This window comes from Brevibacillus sp. M2.1A (assembly GCF_013284355.2).
Taxonomy (GTDB): domain Bacteria; phylum Bacillota; class Bacilli; order Brevibacillales; family Brevibacillaceae; genus Brevibacillus.
In genome coordinates, this window is record NZ_JABSUY020000001.1 from 4,024,246 (window position 1) to 4,041,653 (window position 17,408).

The 17,408-nt window shown below is 48.9% G+C and carries 13 protein-coding genes; 4 read left to right on the top strand and 9 right to left on the bottom strand.

The window, feature by feature from the left end; translation table 11 throughout:
- Positions 1-76 precede the first annotated feature (76 nt).
- Both preA and HP567_RS19265 read right to left on the bottom strand, forming a co-directional pair.
- Positions 77-1,354, bottom strand: coding sequence for an NAD-dependent dihydropyrimidine dehydrogenase subunit PreA (preA, locus tag HP567_RS19260; protein WP_173607850.1), 1,278 nt, complete (start codon positions 1,352-1,354; stop codon positions 77-79).
- A gap of 15 nt (positions 1,355-1,369) precedes the next feature.
- Positions 1,370-2,716 carry an NAD(P)-dependent oxidoreductase gene (locus tag HP567_RS19265; protein ID WP_173607851.1) on the bottom strand — a complete coding sequence of 449 codons (1,347 nt, stop codon included), beginning with the start codon at positions 2,714-2,716 and terminating at the stop codon, positions 1,370-1,372.
- A 186-nt stretch (positions 2,717-2,902) separates the two neighbouring features.
- On the opposite strand from HP567_RS19265, the gene HP567_RS19270 reads away from it, so the two are divergent.
- Positions 2,903-3,415: a hypothetical protein gene (locus HP567_RS19270; RefSeq protein ID WP_173607852.1), complete on the top strand. Its 513-nt coding sequence runs from the start codon at positions 2,903-2,905 to the stop codon at positions 3,413-3,415.
- 9 nt (positions 3,416-3,424) lie between these two features.
- On the top strand, positions 3,425-3,853 hold the full coding sequence (locus HP567_RS19275; protein ID WP_173607853.1) for a hypothetical protein: 429 nt from the start codon (positions 3,425-3,427) through the stop codon (positions 3,851-3,853).
- A gap of 10 nt (positions 3,854-3,863) precedes the next feature.
- Here the strand turns inward: HP567_RS19275 and HP567_RS19280 are convergent, their stop codons facing one another.
- From HP567_RS19280 to HP567_RS19290, 3 genes are all read right to left on the bottom strand, one after another.
- Positions 3,864-5,123, bottom strand: coding sequence for a hypothetical protein (locus HP567_RS19280; RefSeq protein WP_173607854.1), 1,260 nt, complete (start codon positions 5,121-5,123; stop codon positions 3,864-3,866).
- Positions 5,124-5,307: 184 nt separating this feature from the next.
- Positions 5,308-6,609, bottom strand: coding sequence for a hypothetical protein (locus HP567_RS19285; RefSeq protein WP_173607855.1), 1,302 nt, complete (start codon positions 6,607-6,609; stop codon positions 5,308-5,310).
- A gap of 165 nt (positions 6,610-6,774) precedes the next feature.
- Entirely contained in the window at positions 6,775-7,356 is a 582-nt protein-coding gene (locus tag HP567_RS19290; RefSeq protein WP_173607856.1) for a TIGR00730 family Rossman fold protein, read from the bottom strand.
- 95 nt (positions 7,357-7,451) lie between these two features.
- On the opposite strand from HP567_RS19290, the gene HP567_RS19295 reads away from it, so the two are divergent.
- Positions 7,452-7,775 carry a MazG nucleotide pyrophosphohydrolase domain-containing protein gene (locus HP567_RS19295; protein ID WP_173605206.1) on the top strand — a complete coding sequence of 108 codons (324 nt, stop codon included), beginning with the start codon at positions 7,452-7,454 and terminating at the stop codon, positions 7,773-7,775.
- Positions 7,776-7,858: 83 nt separating this feature from the next.
- Here HP567_RS19295 and HP567_RS19300 read toward each other — a convergent pair whose 3' ends face one another.
- Both HP567_RS19300 and HP567_RS19305 read right to left on the bottom strand, forming a co-directional pair.
- Positions 7,859-9,223, bottom strand: a complete 1,365-nt coding sequence (locus HP567_RS19300; RefSeq protein ID WP_173607857.1) for an aspartate aminotransferase family protein — start codon at positions 9,221-9,223, stop codon at positions 7,859-7,861.
- 31 nt (positions 9,224-9,254) lie between these two features.
- Entirely contained in the window at positions 9,255-10,763 is a 1,509-nt protein-coding gene (locus HP567_RS19305; RefSeq protein WP_173607858.1) for a CoA-acylating methylmalonate-semialdehyde dehydrogenase, read from the bottom strand.
- Positions 10,764-10,895: 132 nt separating this feature from the next.
- On the opposite strand from HP567_RS19305, the gene HP567_RS19310 reads away from it, so the two are divergent.
- Entirely contained in the window at positions 10,896-12,530 is a 1,635-nt protein-coding gene (locus tag HP567_RS19310) for a PucR family transcriptional regulator (protein WP_173607859.1), read from the top strand.
- A 51-nt stretch (positions 12,531-12,581) separates the two neighbouring features.
- Here HP567_RS19310 and HP567_RS19315 read toward each other — a convergent pair whose 3' ends face one another.
- Together HP567_RS19315 and HP567_RS19320 are read right to left on the bottom strand one after the other, a co-directional pair.
- Positions 12,582-14,852, bottom strand: coding sequence for a S8 family serine peptidase (locus tag HP567_RS19315; protein WP_173607860.1), 2,271 nt, complete (start codon positions 14,850-14,852; stop codon positions 12,582-12,584).
- Between the two features lie 95 nt (positions 14,853-14,947).
- Positions 14,948-17,350 (bottom strand): AAA family ATPase, encoded by a 2,403-nt coding sequence (locus tag HP567_RS19320; protein ID WP_173607861.1) that lies wholly within the window; start codon positions 17,348-17,350, stop codon positions 14,948-14,950.
- Positions 17,351-17,408 lie beyond the last annotated feature (58 nt).

The window sequence follows — 17,408 nt, forward strand, 5'->3', positions numbered from 1 at the left end:
CCCCTTCAACCCGTCACCGAGTAGACATGCCTTCTCTTGTACACGCTATGCACCCCACGCCGAAAACATGACTACACTACAGCTCACAGCTGCCACCCGCAGCCAAAGCAGCCTGTCGCTGATTCCAGCTAAGAGGGGCTTTGTCGCTCGGGATTTCGACCATCTCGATCGTTCCTTCCACTGGGCAAACGATGGAGCACAAATTACAGCCTACACAATCCTCTTCTCGTACAACCAAACGCTCTTTGCCAGTCGATGGATCAGGAACAATGTCAATGCATTGATGCGAGGTGTCCTCACAAGCGATATGACACTTGTTGCAATTGATACAGGTCTCTTCATGAATGCGCGCCACGACCTTGTAATTCAGATTCAGATGTCCCCAATCCGAGTACGTATGCACGGCTTTTCCGATAATGTCCATCACGGAGGCAATTCCGCGCTGATCCAGGTAATTATTAAGCCCATCAATCATGTCTTCCACGATCCGGAATCCATGATGCATGGCGGCTGTACATACTTGAACACCCGTTGCACCCATCAGCAAAAATTCAACGGTATCGTGCCAATCCGAGATACCTCCAATGCCAGAGATCGGGATACCAACCTTGGGATCGCGTGCACATTCTGCGACCATGTTCAGAGCGATTGGTTTGACTGCTGGTCCACAATAGCCGCCGTGTGCCCCTTTTCCATCCACATGTGGGATCGGCAGCCATTTGTCGAGATCAACCCCCATCAAGCTGTTAATTGTGTTGATCATGCTAATGGCATCGGCTCCTCCCTGACTCGCGGCCCGTGCAGTAAAGCGAATGTCCGTAATATTTGGGGTGAGCTTGACGATGACAGGGGTTTGGGCGACTTCTTTTACCCATTCGACCTGTTGCCTGATCAAATCTGGATGCTGACCGACCGCAGAGCCCATCCCGCGTTCTGCCATGCCGTGCGGACAGCCGAAATTCAGCTCCAGACCGTCTACACCAATTGCCTCCACCTTTTTGACAATCTCGTGCCATGCTTCCTGTTTATGTTCAACCATGAGCGAAGCAATCAACGTGTGCTTCGGAAAGCGACGCTTCGTTTCATCCATTTCCTTCAAATTGACCTCAAGCGGTTTGTCCGTAATCAGTTCAATGTTGTTGAAACCAAAGACGCGCTGTCCCCCGAAGTTCAGACCGGCAAAGCGAGAAGTGACGTTGATGATCGGCTCTCCGAGTGTCTTCCAGACCGCGCCACCCCAGCCCGCTTCAAAGGCACGCTGTACTTGGTAGCCTGAATTGGTCGGTGGTGCAGAGGCCAACCAGAATGGATTCGGGGACTGGATTCCCGCCAGATTAATGCTGAGATCTGCCATGATAGGTCTCCTCCTTTATACTGGCTGTTTTTGATCACGGAGCGATTGGTGGATGGCATAAGCCGCTCGTTTCCCGTGATTGGCTGCATCGACTACCATCGCATCTGTTTTGCCTCCACCAAAAATGACATCGCCCGCTGCGTAAACTTTGACATGGGAGGTTCGATAGGTGCCTTCCTCGACCTCAACAATCCCATTGCGATGCTGGAGCCCGAATGCTTCAATCAATGACAAATGTCTGTTTTGTCCGATCGCCTTCACGACATAATCTACTTCGATGACAAAATGACTGCCCGGAATTTCTACTGGACGCTTTCTACCTTTCTCATCCGGCTCACCTAGCTCCATTCGCACGAGTTCCAGTCCCTTCACTCGGCCGTTTTCCTCGATTACACGGGTTGGGGCAACGAGCCAGCGGAATTCTACGCCATCCTGCTTGGCGAATTCGTATTCAAACTGATAACAGGACATCTCTTGAACGGTCCGCCGATACAAAATCTGAACATTGTCTGCACCCAGCCGTTTGGAACAGGTGGCAGCGTCAATCGCCGTATTGCCCGCACCAATAATGACGACTTTTTTGCCGAGCATCTCGTCTGACAGTGGTTTAGTCTTGGTCTCCTCCACGAGTGCAATGGCATCGAGGACACCTTCCACTTCTTCTCCCGGGATATGAAGCTGAGGGACATTGCCCATACCGACTGCCAACAGAATAGAATCATACTGGTCCAATAGCTCCTCTGTCCCTACATCCACGCCGATTCGCGTATTCGTACGTATCTCTACCCCCAATGCCTCTACTTGCTCTACTTCCCATAGCGAAATTTCCTGTGGCAGCCGGAACGACACGATGCCGTACGTGTTCAATCCTCCCGCTTTTTCCTTTGCTTCAAAAACCGTAACCGTGTAGCCGAGACGCACAAGCTCACGCGCTGCTGATAATCCCGCCGGGCCTGCTCCGACGATGGCTACCCGTTTACCATTTGTTTCGCCTTTTGAAAAAAGCGTTGCTTGATTTTCGATTGCCCAGTCTGTCGCATGACGCTGGAGAAGGCCGATCATGATGGGCTTGGAGGCCGAATTGAGTACACAGGCCCCTTCACACAGCTCCTCTGTTGGACATACGCGCGCGCAGCTCGCCCCGACGGGATTCGATTCCATGATCGTCCGGGCTGATCCGAACAAATTTCCGGTCGCAATTTTTTTGATGAAGGAAGGGATGTCAATCGACGTGGGACAAGCCTTGATACAGGGTGCGTCGTAGCAATACAGGCAGCGATTCGCCTCATGGATGGCTTCCATCGGTTTTAGGGCAGGCACGACTTCCGCGAAATTTTTCGCGAGCTCATTCGATATGCTCATCGGTCCACAACCTCCTCACCAGATCTAAACATGCTTGCTATTAATCAATGTGCGAAATCGCTTTTTTATGATTGTTACATTTCGTATTTGCCTAGTGAGGAAACGAAATCAATCTGCTGGAATTGACATGAATGATTTCATGATCGAATAGGATAAAAACAAACAAGGAAGAAAGGGCCGTCCCGTATGAAGGATTACGATCTGGAGATCAAGGTAGTGAAACAAAAAATCGCGGAAGCACAAGCGCTTCTCAGCCACTTGGAAACCGAGCGCAAAAACTACCTGATGCAACTCGAAAGGCGCAGAGCGTTTCTCTCTTCACGCGAAATACTCGACATCCTGGAGACAAAGGTTGGCCGTATCGGCAGTATGGCTACCGTCAAACGCTGGGCAGATCAAGGTTATTTAGGGGATTGTATAGACGAACGGGAGACCTTCCCCCTTTTGGTCAGTAAACAAGGAAACAAAAGATTTCTTTTTCCTCGTGAATCCGTGCTCAATTATCTATATAAAAAAGGGTATCTTCGCCCGAGCTACGAGGTTTTGGATCGTGTCCAGCTCACAAAAGATAGCACTTGCTACTGGGGAATCATCACCTCCGTCGAGCGAAGCGATCAGCACTTCACCTACCAAGTCCAATTGGAAAAAACGAGAGAAGTATTGTTGTCGGTACCGGAAGAAGAACTGCTCATCCCGTAAGGAGGCACTATGGAACTGGCCGTAATCACGCTGGAAAATACAGTTGCCAATCAAGAGCGATCACGACAAATCCGCGACTTGCATAAAAAAAAGGGCCAGACCCTCGCTATTCGATTTAGCGAAGAACTGACCCATATTATTTTAGAAGCACCATGCTTGTTTATACCCGACCAGGAATGGTTGGACGAAGCTGTTGTCTTCGAAGGAATCGTAAAAAAATCAACGGAGTACTACGAGCTGCACCCACGAACCAAAGGGAAAACTGTCAACCTTCACCTTGATTCAGAATTGGTAGCTGAGCTGGAGCTCATTCGCTCTCTCGTCAGCAGCAAAACGCAGCAGGAAGTCCTTCGTGAGTTGTTTGTTCGAGGCATGCGCTCGTATTTGGCTGAAAAGGAAGCAGCCAGCTCACCCATCAGCGCAAAAAAAGAACGCTAATCCCTATTCTCTACCAGGAGAACGTGATTTTGTCACCCGTGATTTGATAGCGAACCGTGAAAGTCTGTTTCTTCTCTTTCATGCTGACCTCAAACACAATTGCTTTTTTCGTCAGATCAGGCTTGACTGCATTGACATCCAGCATATCAAAAGGCTCGTTTGCCTTTTTCTCCATCCCTACAATTTCTATCTTTTCATGTGTTGTGACATGATAAACTCCCACACCCATCATTGTCTGATACAAGACCCAGTTGTTGTCCAACCATGTTACTTCATCGATAAAATAACCTGGAAATAGTTGAGCTTGAGGTGTGTAATCCGGCTGGTAGAAACGAATATTCGCGGTATTGTACAAATTGTCTGAATCAATCACTGCGATTTTTTTCTTGTCTGGTGAAGGGATTCCAGCTTTTTTCGCTAATTCGATTTTTTCTTTTTCCGTTTCGATTCTCAGTTTTTCGATCAAGAACAGGGAATCTTCTTTGGAAAAGACGATGTTCTTTACGTTTTTCAAATCTGCGAGCGTGTCTTTGCTCGAAAAATTACTGTAGATGGTTAGCGTTGCATCCTCTGGCATACCATCGTAGGCGATGCCTCTGGATGGATACTCCCACGCATATGTACCGATTCCCCTGAGATGATACGTAAAATCCGGCTTACCCCAAGCACCAAAGATAGAAAAATCAGCATATTCGGCGGGTGCCCCTAATTTCTCACCATCGTCTTGTAAATTTTTTGCCATATCAACAAGTGCTTTCGTATCGGTGATCTGATCACGCCGATAAATAGAAATGGCTTTTACTTTATCCTGCGCAAATGTGAAAAACAAGTAATAGCCCTGTTCTGCATAGCCAATCAACGCAAGCTTTTCATCGGAAAAATGTGGTTTACCCAAGACTCGGACGATCTCGTCTTTTCTTTTGGAGGTCGTAATCCCTTTGACAACTTCGCCTTTATAGGAAGGTTCAACGAGAACGGCAAACGCTTGCTTGTTTTCGTCCCACTTCATGCTGATTCCTTGTGGATAATACACATAATCATCAAATTCTTTCACGGATTTTCCCAGTAGCTTCGTAAGCGAATCTTGTTTCCACTGATGGGAAGTGAAGGTATTCACGAGCAGCCCTTTTGACAAATCTGCTGGTGCCTGCACGGATGTTCCAGTACCGCTTTGCGGTGTGATTGGCATTGTCGTTGATGCGCTTGCTGCGAATGCTGTCGAAGCGAACAAACAGCAGGACAACAGTAGCATTATCGCTTTCTTTTCCACTTCATTCCCTCCCAAACTATCAGCATGACTATACAACCATCGCCATAAAACAACGGTTATCCCTAAATTATACCAGAAATAGACAAAATCCGCTAAAAAGTTTTTTATCCATTATCAATGTAACAGAATAAAGCGTCCTTTCCCCCATTTTTTGAAGGGAAGGACGCTTTTCAATGCACTTGATTTACTTCGATTCACCGTTGAGATAATTGAAGAACGGTTGATCTACCCAAAACTTGTATGTCTCTACCTTTACCTTGTCATTCAGCTTATGGAAGCCTTCCACAACTTTTGGAGATTCTTCATTCAGCGAGAAAGACTGCACGACATAACGACCATCTTTTAACACGTTGTTCGTAATGACAGCATAATCTGCCAGCTCTGTACGGGAATGATAAAGCGGCTGCCACCAAGAAGCCTTGAGCAATCCAGTCATGTCCTCTTGATCCCGTTTGGCATATTTCAAAACAAGTGGCTGGAATTTCTTCTTCGCTTCTACGCTGTCGAATTCCAGGCTGAGATCGTACTCCTTGGCATACGCAATGTAGTTGCCGTTTTCAATCTGAACCACTTCATAATCGGCTGTTTGAACGGGCTCTCCCCATTCCTTCAAGTAAATGAAGGCAGATGTTTTTGGTTCAAATTGAACCTTGGCATTGACGCCTTCACTTTTTAACAGGCCGATTAATTGAATGGCGTGAGCGATATCACTATGCCCATACGTAATTGTGCGCTGCGGATCAAAATGAGGATCGAATGCGGCATCCTTCAAATTGTAGCCAGTAATCAGATTTTGCTTCAAGCCTTTGTCTACGAGCTCTTGTAATTCACCTGCTTTAATGATTTGCGATTCATTCCACGCCTGTGCGAGCTTGCCAAAAATCTCTTCATCGGCGATTGTTCCCAGAAAGTTTTTGGCAGAGCCATGGAACTCTGCTACTTTTGCTAGCAATTGACTAGCAAGCTCTGCGGATACTGCTCCTTCTATAGAAGCTGACTTCAACGCATTGGCGGACACAAGCCCCGTGTCAATGGCTACAGCCAGCTCTTGTGCAGCCTGCAAAGTAAGCGTGCTGCCTTTTTTATACGAAATCCCTGCTTTTTTCAAGGCAGCCGCTGCTTTTTCCTCGCTATATGTATACCCGAGCTCTTTTAACTCTGCAGCTTTTACGGCAGCACTGACTGCTTCCCATACAACCAGCTTGGAGGCATCTTTGGATGCAGGCAAGAAAGTTTTGGCTGACAAGTCTTTTTCCGATATACTTGTGGTAGTAGATACGATCTTGAGCAATGCTTTCTCGAATTGCTCGCGAGTTACCGTCTTGTCAAATTTCACACCGTATTGCTGCTGCAAAAAGCTGTTCCACTCTACGTGTGCTTCTACCGTTGTTTTCGTTGTTGCACCGACTGCAGTTGGAAAAACGAGCGCCGCCGAGAGTACGGCTGCCGAAGTGGAGAGTTGTAGCCATTTCGCTGATCTGTTCATGAAGTATCCTCCTGACGTATGAAGAAGAATCATATTGATATTATTCCTATATGTTTACTAGGGATATAATCAACTACATTAACACTTCTGCATTCATCCTGTCAATAACTAGAATAACCCGAATTCCTCCCACACATGGAAGGCTTCGGGTTATTTTTTCACGTTCTATTTATCCAGCTCCGACCACTTGTTCACTTTCACTGGCGGTGTGTAATCTCGCATCCGATCTAGCAAGACAGCGGGATCACTCTCGCACAGGATCAATTCACCCTGCATAGCGGGAATAAATCCGGCTTCAGTTGCATGCTCTACCATTTGCATCAACGGCGTATAGTAGCCATCCACGTTCAGCAGTCCAATTGGCTTTTGGTGAATGCCAATTTGACCCCAGCTCACCACTTCAAAAATTTCTTCAAAGGTACCCAATCCACCTGGCAAAGCAATGAAGCCATCAGACAGATCGATCATTTTCGCTTTGCGCTCGTGCATCGTCAAGACCTCATGCAATTCTGTCAGCCCTTTATGTACGATTTCTCCGCGGAACAGTCCTGTAGGCATGACGCCGATCGCTTTTCCATCGCTTTCCAGTACTGCATTTGCAACGCGCCCCATCAGTCCCATGCTGGAACCACCATAGACCAATTCAAGACCACGAGCGACCAGTTCTTTTCCCAACTCCTGTGCGGACCGCTCAAAAAGTGGATTTACACCCGGATTGGAACCTGCATAAACACAAATACGTTTCATGTCATCCTCCCAAAACTTGTTGAAGTAGAATGGCTTTTCCTAAATTTCTTTGCGTGTCATATAATTATACTAAAATCAGGAAGGGACAGATATATATGAATATAACTGAGTTCCAAAAATGGGTAGGAGATTTTTATCAAGAACGAGGTTGGACAGGGTATGGTCCGTTTATTCGAGTAGGTTTTCTGATGGAAGAGGCTGGCGAGCTGGCAAGAGCTGTACGCGCCATTGAAATTGGTCGAGATCGTCCAGATGAAGGGGAGAAACCCGCAGCGGAAGCGCGGCAGGAGCTGGTGGAAGAGCTGGGCGATGTACTTGGGAATTTAATCTTGCTGGCAAACCAATACGAGGTTCCTTTTGAGGAGATTTTGGAAGCACATCGAGCAAAGCTGCAAAAGCGCTATCAGCTCCATCGTTGAATACATACAGCGGCAGTCTAGGATTTTCGCATCTCCTAGTCTACCGCTGCTTTCGTCTAATCGTCTTTTCGTTCTAGCTACTCCTACTCCAGTGTATCAAAGGCTTCCTTCATAACCTGCGCAATAAAATCGAGATCATCGCTCGTCGTGGTAAATGGTGGTGAGAGTGTCAGCACATTGTTGAAGCTCGGAATGGTGTCGCCATTGCGCCCGATAATTAATCCCCGCTTCTTGCACTCGGCAATGACCTGTGTCAATTTCGCCGGCGCCGCAGGTTCCTTTGTTTTACGATCCTCTACCATCTCGATCCCCATCAGGAAACCGAAGCTGCGAATGTCTCCAACGTATGGATGATCTGCGAGAAAAGCAAGCTTGGCACGTAATTCTGCTCCGAGTTCCTCCGCTCTCTCCACCAGTTTTTCCTCTTCCAAAATTTCGAGATTTTTCAGGGCAAGCGCACATGCCGCCGGATTGCCGCCGAACGTATTGACATGTCGGAAATGCAGATTATTCCCCTGCTCATTGAATTTGTCTGCGATTTCGGCCCGTACTGCTGTTGCAGAAAGTGGCAAGTATGCACTTGTGATACCTTTGGCCATGGTCACGATGTCTGGTTTGATTCCGAAGTTTTGGTGGCCGAACTTTTGACCAGAGCGACCAAATCCACAGATGACCTCATCCACGATCATCAACACACCGTACTTATCGCAGATTTCACGCACTTTTGGCATGTATTCCGGCGAAGGAACGAGGACGCCTCCCCCGGTAATAGTCGGCTCCATGATGACGGCAGCCACGGTCTTTTCTCCTTCCCAATTGATCACTTGATCGTAATATTGGGCGCACTCCAGATTGCATTTGCCGTACGATTTTCCTGCCGGACAGCGATAGCAGTAAGGCGGCGGTACATGCAGGAAGCCAGGCGCTAATGGCTCGTATTTTTCCTTGCGTATGGATTGACCAGTTGCAGCGAGGGCCCCCATCGTATTCCCGTGGTAGGCGCGATGGCGCGAAATGAATTTGTAACGGCCCGGCTCCCCGTTCTGATGATGATATTGACGGGCAATCTTGAATGCGACCTCGTTCGCTTCCGAGCCGCTGTTGGAAAAGAAAACGCGATACTCCTCTCCAAGCCATTCGCTGATCTTCTCGGATAGACGAATAGCAGGTACGTGGCTTTGTGTGAGTGGAAAATACGCCAATTGCTTCAGTTGCTCGTAAGCAGCGTCTGCGAGCTCCTGTCGGCCATAGCCAACATTGACGCACCACAAGCCAGACATCCCATCTAGATATCGGTTCCCGTCGATATCGGTGATCCACGATCCGCTCGCTTCCGTTACGATCATCGGATTGGGGTTGTACGGGGACATATGGTGCCACATATGCGAACGGTCGGCATCCAGCAAGCTCTCTTTATCAAAATCTTTTGTCACTTGTCCTTGCTCCATCGCGCAATCCTCCTTCTTTTTTCGTAAGAGGTTATTTTACAAACACTTTTTGCGAGCCAATGCTGGTATCGCCATCTTCGAACCATCTGGATGTGACCGTTTTTTTCTTCGTGAAAAAGAGGACGCCGTCTTTTCCATTTGCATGCAAATCACCGTAAAAAGACTGTTTCCAGCCCGAGAAGGCAAAGAAGCCCATCGGAGCAGGCACCCCTACATTGACACCGACCATCCCCGCTTCCACTTGCTGAACGAATTCTCTTCCCCATTTTCCGTTGTTCGTGTAGATGGTCGCCCCATTGCCAAAACGCGAGCGGCTAATGGTCTCCAAGCCCTCTTCAAAGTCCTTCACACGCATCACACTCAGGACAGGCGCGAAAATCTCGTCACGTACAATGACCATCTCGGCATCTGCCTTGTCAAAAATCGTTGGCCCGAGGAAGTAGCCATCCGGCAGCTTTTCCGCATCCTGGCGACCATCACGTACCAGTGCGGCACCAGACTCGACACCTTTTTCAATATAGTCATGTACTTTAGACAAGTGCGAATCACGGATGACAGGACCGAGATCGATACCTTCCTCCAAACCATTTCCCATCGCGAGAGCATTCGCTTCCTCGATTAGATGCGCGATCAGCTCATCGGCAATCTCCTCGACAGCTACGACAGCGCTGGCTGCCATACACCGCTCTCCTGCACAGCCGAATGCGGAGCTTGTAATTGTTTTTGCCGCGCGCTTCAAATCCGTGTCAGGCATGACTAAATGATGATTCTTCGCTCCAGCCAGTGCTTGCACACGCTTCCCGTTCGCCGCTGCTGTCTTGTACACGTATTCTGCTACCGGCTGTGAGCCGACGAAAGAGATCGCTTTCACATCCGGATGCTCCAACAGACCATTGACGACATCATGCGCTCCGTTTACCACATTGAATACACCGTCTGGGAGCCCTGCTTCCTTTAGCAGTTCGGCAATCCGAATCGAAGACAGCGGCGTGCGCTCCGAGGGCTTTAAGACAAACGTATTTCCTGCGGTTATCGCAATCGGGTACATCCACATCGGGACCATCACAGGGAAGTTAAACGGTGTAATCCCGCCGACTACCCCTAACGGAAAACGGATCACCTGACTGTCGATGCTGTTTGCGATATTAGGCAACGTTTCTCCCATCATCAGTGTCGGCATCCCACAGGCGAACTCTACCATTTCCAACCCACGCAATAGCTCTGCCTGTGCCTCAGGCAGATTTTTGCCGTTCTCCATGGTGATCATCCGGGCAAGTTCATCCTCGTGCTTGACGAGAAGGCTATGAAAACGAAACATAATGCGCGCACGATCCACGACAGGGGTATTACTCCAGCTCAAAAACGCTTCCTTTGCAGCAGCAACAGCCTTGTCCACATCTTCTCTCGTCGACAGTGGTACGCGTGACAACAATTCTCCTGTTGCCGGATTGGGTACATCTTCAAAACGTGTCGTCAGTGAATCTACCCACTGGCCCCCGATGTAGTTTTGCAACGGATTTCCAACGATAGCTGTGTTCATCCCTTCAACTCCTCACGTTCAATTGATTGACAATTCCATTTTATCCAAAAATAATGCCTGTCAGCACTAGACAAAGTGTAACGCATTACGTAGGGTTAATCTTACAGAGTGTAACTGGAGGAGGTGATCCTATTGAGCAACGATTTGCGCCTGACCATTGCAGAAATCATCAAGCGTCCATTGTTTCAACATGCTCAAGTGGTGGCAGGGCATCGTGGCCTGTCCCGTCCTGTTCGCTGGGTTCACGTCTTGGAGACTGCCGATACGGGACAGTTTTTAAATGGCGGCGAACTGATCCTATCAACCGGGCTAGGATTTGGCGAAGAAAAGGAAAAGCGACTTGCGTATTTAACAGAGCTCATTCGGCGAAAAGCAGTCGGGCTGTGCATCGAGCTGGGACGTTACATCCCCTCCATCCCGGAAGATATGCTAGAGCTGGCGAACCACCACCAGTTTCCGTTGCTCGTTTTCCATCAGCCTGTCCGCTTTGTGGACATCACGCAAGATTTGCACGAGCATTTGATCCAATCGCAGATGCAAGCACTCCGGAATCTCGAAGCCTACTCTCGCAGTTTGCAACAGCTCAGCCTGCAGGCAGCGGGCATACTCAAGCTATTGCAGCATTTTCAGGTGGCGGTTCAGACGCAGGTCTTCTATTACGCACCAGATGGCTCGACACAATTTGCTCCGGTGGTACCACATGATGTTGCAGTGGAGATGAGCGATTTGATGCGGTCTCATTTTTCCGGACTGGATAGTAGTGGAGCTGGTGTCCGCTTCCTTTCTCTATCTGCGACCAGACAGCTTGCCTATCAACCCGTGATGGCAATGGGGCACGTGCTCGCCTATGTCGGCATTGTTTTGTATGAACGCAGTCCGGATGAGTATTTGCTCCTGACCTTAGACAATACGGTCAGCGCGATGGCACAAATTTTAATGCGGAAAATGTTTGTGGAAGAACAGGCGCTTGCTACCGAAAACCGACTGTTTGATGATTTGATTGCCAACCGCTCCATTCCAGAGGAACAAATGCGTTCCTTGCTTGGTATCACGGGCAGCGGTAAAGCCTCGGCCTATCACATGATTATTTTATCGTTTGAGAAGCCGAAGAACCTGGCCCAGGACTCCCTTCCGCCGCACGATCTGACTGCTATTTTCCGTTCACTTTTGACCCGTCATCACTTTCGGCCTTTCATACGATGCATGGGCCATCGCTTTTACTTTTTGCTGATCGAGCAGCGTCCGCTTGCAGATTCCCGGCGTACCCTGGAAAAAGCCTTTCGCGATGTCAAAAGGATCATGACGCAAATGCTAGGAGCAGATATTCAAATACGGATGGGCGTCAGTCGAGCCGGAAAACGGTTGTCAGATGCTGGACGGCACCTCGCGGAAGCGGAACAGGCACTGGCTTTTTGTCAGGAATCATCCAGTCCGTTTTTCGCTGATCTCGGATTGTTCCGACTCCTGTTCCACGTCCCTAGTGAGCCTGTATTAAAGGCCTTCATAAGCGATTACCTCGGTCCGCTGCTAGCCCATGACCAAGCACACGGCTCCTCGCTCGTTCATACGCTGCGTGTCTATTTGGATGGTAACCTCTCCAAACAGGAAGCTGCGGAAAAACTGTTCATTCATCGTCAAACGCTCTATCATCGCTTGGAAAAAATCGAAGAAATTCTCGGAAAGGATTACACAGCAACGCAAAACCGGATTTGCTTGGAAATCGCCATGCGAGCGAGAGACTGGTTAAACAAGGAAGAGCAGCACTAAAAAAAGACACAACCTTTCATCTGTTCAGAAGATGGAGGTTGTGTCTTAGATTTATTTCCCCGGCTTATTCATATAAAGGCGATACTTCGCTTCTTTGCCTTCCGTCAGCACGACACGAATTTTGTACAAGCCGGTTTGTTCGATATTCACGGTTAGCTGCTCAGGATTGCTGGACGTTGTAGCAGACGCAAGCTCTTTGGAACGACTGTTATACACGTACAAATCAACATCTGCATCCTCTTTCCAGTCTACGGACAATTCCAAATCCCCTGGCTCACTGATGCGAATGGAATAGTCCATGTATTTCTGCTTTTTCGCCAGCTTTCCTGTTCGGAATGGCTCTTGTTCAACCGATGGCTTCTCCTCTTCCTCGTCATCGGCCTTTTGCCATTTTCCCGTAGTTGCTAGCGCATACGGCTGAGGCCCTTTCGGGATGTTATAGCCTTCGACCGTCACGGTGTAGATTCCCTCTTCCGGTTCAGTAATCCATACTTGCTCGACGTTGTTCAGGTTGTCCACTTCGTCGTTGTAAGGGGCCTCAAAAAAGTCGTTGCCGTTCAGTTTTTCTCCACTCGGTGTCGTTACTTTCAGATTCAAATCGTTGACGAGTGCACGCTTTGCGACAATGGCAGCAGGATAATCCGTCCACGCAAGCGTAATTGCCAAAGGCTTGGAATCATCCGAGACCTTGACCTTATACGTAACTTTTTCACGCGTGCGAATGCCGTCCTTCTCGTCCTTGTAGTTCGTTTCAACCGCATTCGCCAGATTGGCTCGTCCGAAGCCTTGCTCTCGCATGTCTTCATCCAAGTTGTCTGCACTCGTCAACAGCATGGCTTTTACTAATGCACCGCTCGGATTTTTTTCCCCTTCTTCCTGCAAAAATTCCCGGATTTGTGCCACACCGCCCGCTAAAATCGGCGTCGCCATGCTCGTGCCGTTCATATACGCGTAATGTTCATTAAAACGCTTGTAGAAATTTTTGCTCGGTGCCAGTGAAGAGCGCGTGGATAAGATCGCTGTACCAGGCGCGACAATATCCGGCTTCAAACGCCCGTCGCCTGTTAAGCCGCGACTGCTCGATACCCACACGTCATCCGCTTTATCGGAGTTCTTCCCCAAGTTCGGACGAACATTTTCTGTAGCGCCAACGGCGATGACGTTTTTAGCGGTGGCTGGGCTCCCGATCGTTTTAAAACCTTTCTCTCCTTCGTTTCCAGCCGCAACAAGCACCGTCATATCTGGATGCTCCCATAAAAAGCGATCAAACAGCATCGATGACAAGCTGTACTCTCCCTTATCATTCGCCCCCCATGAATTGGAGTGAATGCGGGCTCCCTCTTCGTATGCTTCCTGCAAAATGGTCTCGACATCCGTAACGAGCTTCCCTTTCCCGTTCTCTATGGAATGAAATACGAGCTTGGCACCCGGTGCCGTTCCTTTATACTGTCCATCTGATGCTTCACCTGTGCCTACAATGGAGCCAGCTACATGCGTACCATGACCGTGGACATCGCTCGCATCATTCGGTCGGCCAAGTGAAATGAGCTTCTCAATTTGGCCTTTAAAATCTGAATGCATCGTTTGGAGCTTCCCTGTATCAAGTCCGGTATCGGCGACTCCGACAATTTGTCCCTTGCCTGTGTACCCTGTCGAGGCCAGCTTGTCCGAATGAATGATGGTAGCTGCCACATCATTGTGCAGCTTGTTTTCTGGCACGGGGACAACCGCAATGACATCATCTGATTCGATCACTTGTTCAATCGTTTCCTGATCCATCTTAGCGATTGATATATGCGGAGCATCCTCAGGTGATTGAATGTCTCCTATATCTTGATCCTCCGTCAATTTTGTCATCGCTCGATACATGTCCACCCGTTGATTGAAACCGACGACGGCAACCTCGACCCGCTCTCTTTTGCCTCCTTCAAAACGAAGCTCGGACGATACCTTCGACTTCGGTGTAAAGGACATTACATCTTCGACAAAGGACAGCTTCTCGACTTCCTTTCTTACCTGTTCATCCTCCATTTTTGCGATGAATGCAAAATCCGGTATGTAATCACCAAGCGTGACGCCGATTTCTTCCAGTTCTTCTTTCCACTCCTCACGAACAGGACCGGATAACTGAATAACGACGAGCTCAGACTCTCTCTTTTTCGACGAAAGCTTGTCCAGGGCCAGACCCTCATCCGCTTCGATCTGGATATTGCCCCGACGCTCTCCCTCTTGTTTGGCATCCGCCGGAATGCCTTCCAGCGAAAGTGTCAGAACAAGTGTCGCGCATAAAGCTGCCTGCCATTTTTTTCGCAAACCAAACACCCTTCCCCCCATGGCATAATAAAACCATTTCTATCCATTATAAGAGAAAGGGTGAATTGTCAAAAGAGTAAGAAGGCATAGACATGGGACAAAAACTAATTTTTTGTCCCATCCTCTTCTGCCGTCCACTGTAATAGCGGTTGAAAATCGACCCATGCCAACTGCATGAGCATTTCCTGATTCCATTCCTGCTTCGGAATATCTATCAGTCGCACAGCCTGGTTTTGGATCGCCTCTTGCAACAGGTTATGGCTAAAACGACCGTTGCCATTCAATCGATGATCACTGTCTGCTTTATCCAAGGACTGTGCGATCATTTCCAACACGTTCTTCTCAATCACATACCCCACATCACATGCAGCCTGTTCAAGAATGTGTACGAGTTCCTGCACCGTGTAGTCGGGGAACGCAATATATTTTTTAAACCGTGACAATAGTCCAGGGTTGCTCATTAGTAATGCATTCATTTCGAGTGGGTAGCCTGCGAGGACCACGACGAGATTCTCTTCGTGTTTGGTCATCTCCTCTACGAGCGTATCAACCGCTTCCTGCCCAAAATCCCGCTCTCCTCCGCCGAGCAGCGAATACGCTTCATCGATAAACAAGACGCCACCCAAGGCTTCGCGAACTTTTCTGCGAGTAAGCGCTGCGGTCTGACCGACATACCCTGCTACCAAGTCGGCTCTACTCGCCGTAACTAGATGACCGCGTTTCAAATAGCCGATTTCTTGCAAAATCTGTGCGTACAGCTGGGCGACCGTCGTCTTCCCTGTACCTGGATTTCCAGTAAAGACGGCATGCAGCTCAATCGGACTTTTCGGCAGGCCTCTCGCTGCGCGTTCTTGCTGGATGGACACATATGCCGCGATTTTTTTCAACTCCGTTTTCACTTGAGCAAGACCAATCAACGCTTGTAGTCGAGCTTCCGCATTTCTTTCTTTTTGCGGCGGATCGAAGCCACGTACATCCTCGGGCTTCAGAATCGTAAAGTCATCCCATTTCAGTTCTTTACCGTCTGTTTCGCGTCCTTTGGCAAAGATAGCATCGAGCACGATATTGGTGACTGTCCTTGCATTGCCAAACGTCTCGTCTACTTGTGCTTTTTCAATGCGCTGCCGCAGCGTAACTTTTGCCGCCTCTGTCAGAGTAAAATCGTTCCGTACGGCTACTTCTTCTGCAATATGCACCAGTTCGTCCGCCTGATAGTCCGGCAGCAAAAAGTGGCCCGTCTCTGGAAAACGACTATTTAGCCCAGGGTTGGCGTACAAAAAGTGACGCATTTCTTCGGGATAGCCCGCCAGCATCACGACGAAGCGTCCTGCATACTCGCCACTCGTCATAGCGGATACAAGCGTGTCTATTGCGACTTGTCCATAATCACTGCCAGAGCTATCTGGACGCTTCAAGCTGTATGCCTCATCGATAAACAGGACGCCGCCGTCTGCCTGCTTGATCGCCTCCATGACGCGCTGCTCTGTTTGTCCCACGTAAGCGCCGACCAACTGAGAACGATCCACCTCGATGAGCTGTCCTTTTTCCAACAACCCGAGCTCTTGATACAGCTTGGCGATCAAGCGAGCCAAAGTCGTCTTCCCCGTGCCTGGGTTTCCCATCAGCACAAGATGAAGGGGGAGCTGATCTTTCATATGCCAGCCCTTTTCTTCACGCAGCTGGCGATACTGCAGAAATTGCGCCAGCTGCCGAACCCGATGCTTGATCTCGTCCAAGCCGATCAACTGCTCCAATTGCTCTAAAGCACCCCTATCTTGCTGAGGAGCTTTTTCGCGATCTTCTACCCTTTCGTTCCTTTGCGGCAGAAGCTTTTCTTTCTGTTCTTGCTGGTTCGTTAAAGCGCGAATCGTCTCTTGCAATTGGACGAGCATTTCACTGGAGTAAAAGACCCCGGATAAAGACGCTCCATACGCTTGAACACGTTCTTGCAATTGTACTAATAAATTTTGTCGTTCCGTGTATAACAGCACGAGGCCAGCAGCCGTAGTTTCCGCCTCTGAATCGTTCCACTTTTGCGCTGCCAGTAGCGTCTCCTCCGCAAGAGAGCGCCACTTCGTGATGTCAGCTAGCTCATTGGTTGCCTGCTCTTCCAGTACCTCAACTGTTCTCCTGCGCATGACGACGTTATCCGTTTCACGCACTGACTTGAATTCAGTGAGAAAGGCATGGGATCGCAACTGTGTAAAGTACAGCTCAAGCTTAACTTCTCCAGCGTAGCGATAATCAGGGGCTAGTTGAAGCGCACGATCTACCCATTCAGCCGCAAGTGTATGGCCTCCTGTTTTGTGCATCCGCAAAGCAGACATCCGCGTCAGCACCATCGCTTCCGTCAAATCAAGCTCTTCGTCTGGATGTTCTTGGCGATACTGTTCGAGCATTTGCAGGAATGTCAGGCATTCGCCTTCGGTTAGCGACTGGATGCTGGACGGATTTTCGCTAAAGCTTGCAATCAGTAACCTCGGGTCCCGTTCTTCTTGATGCTGCATCTTTTGATAGCTCCTCCCGCTCCATTGTTTCATCCCTGTTGTAGCATATTTAGCCGAA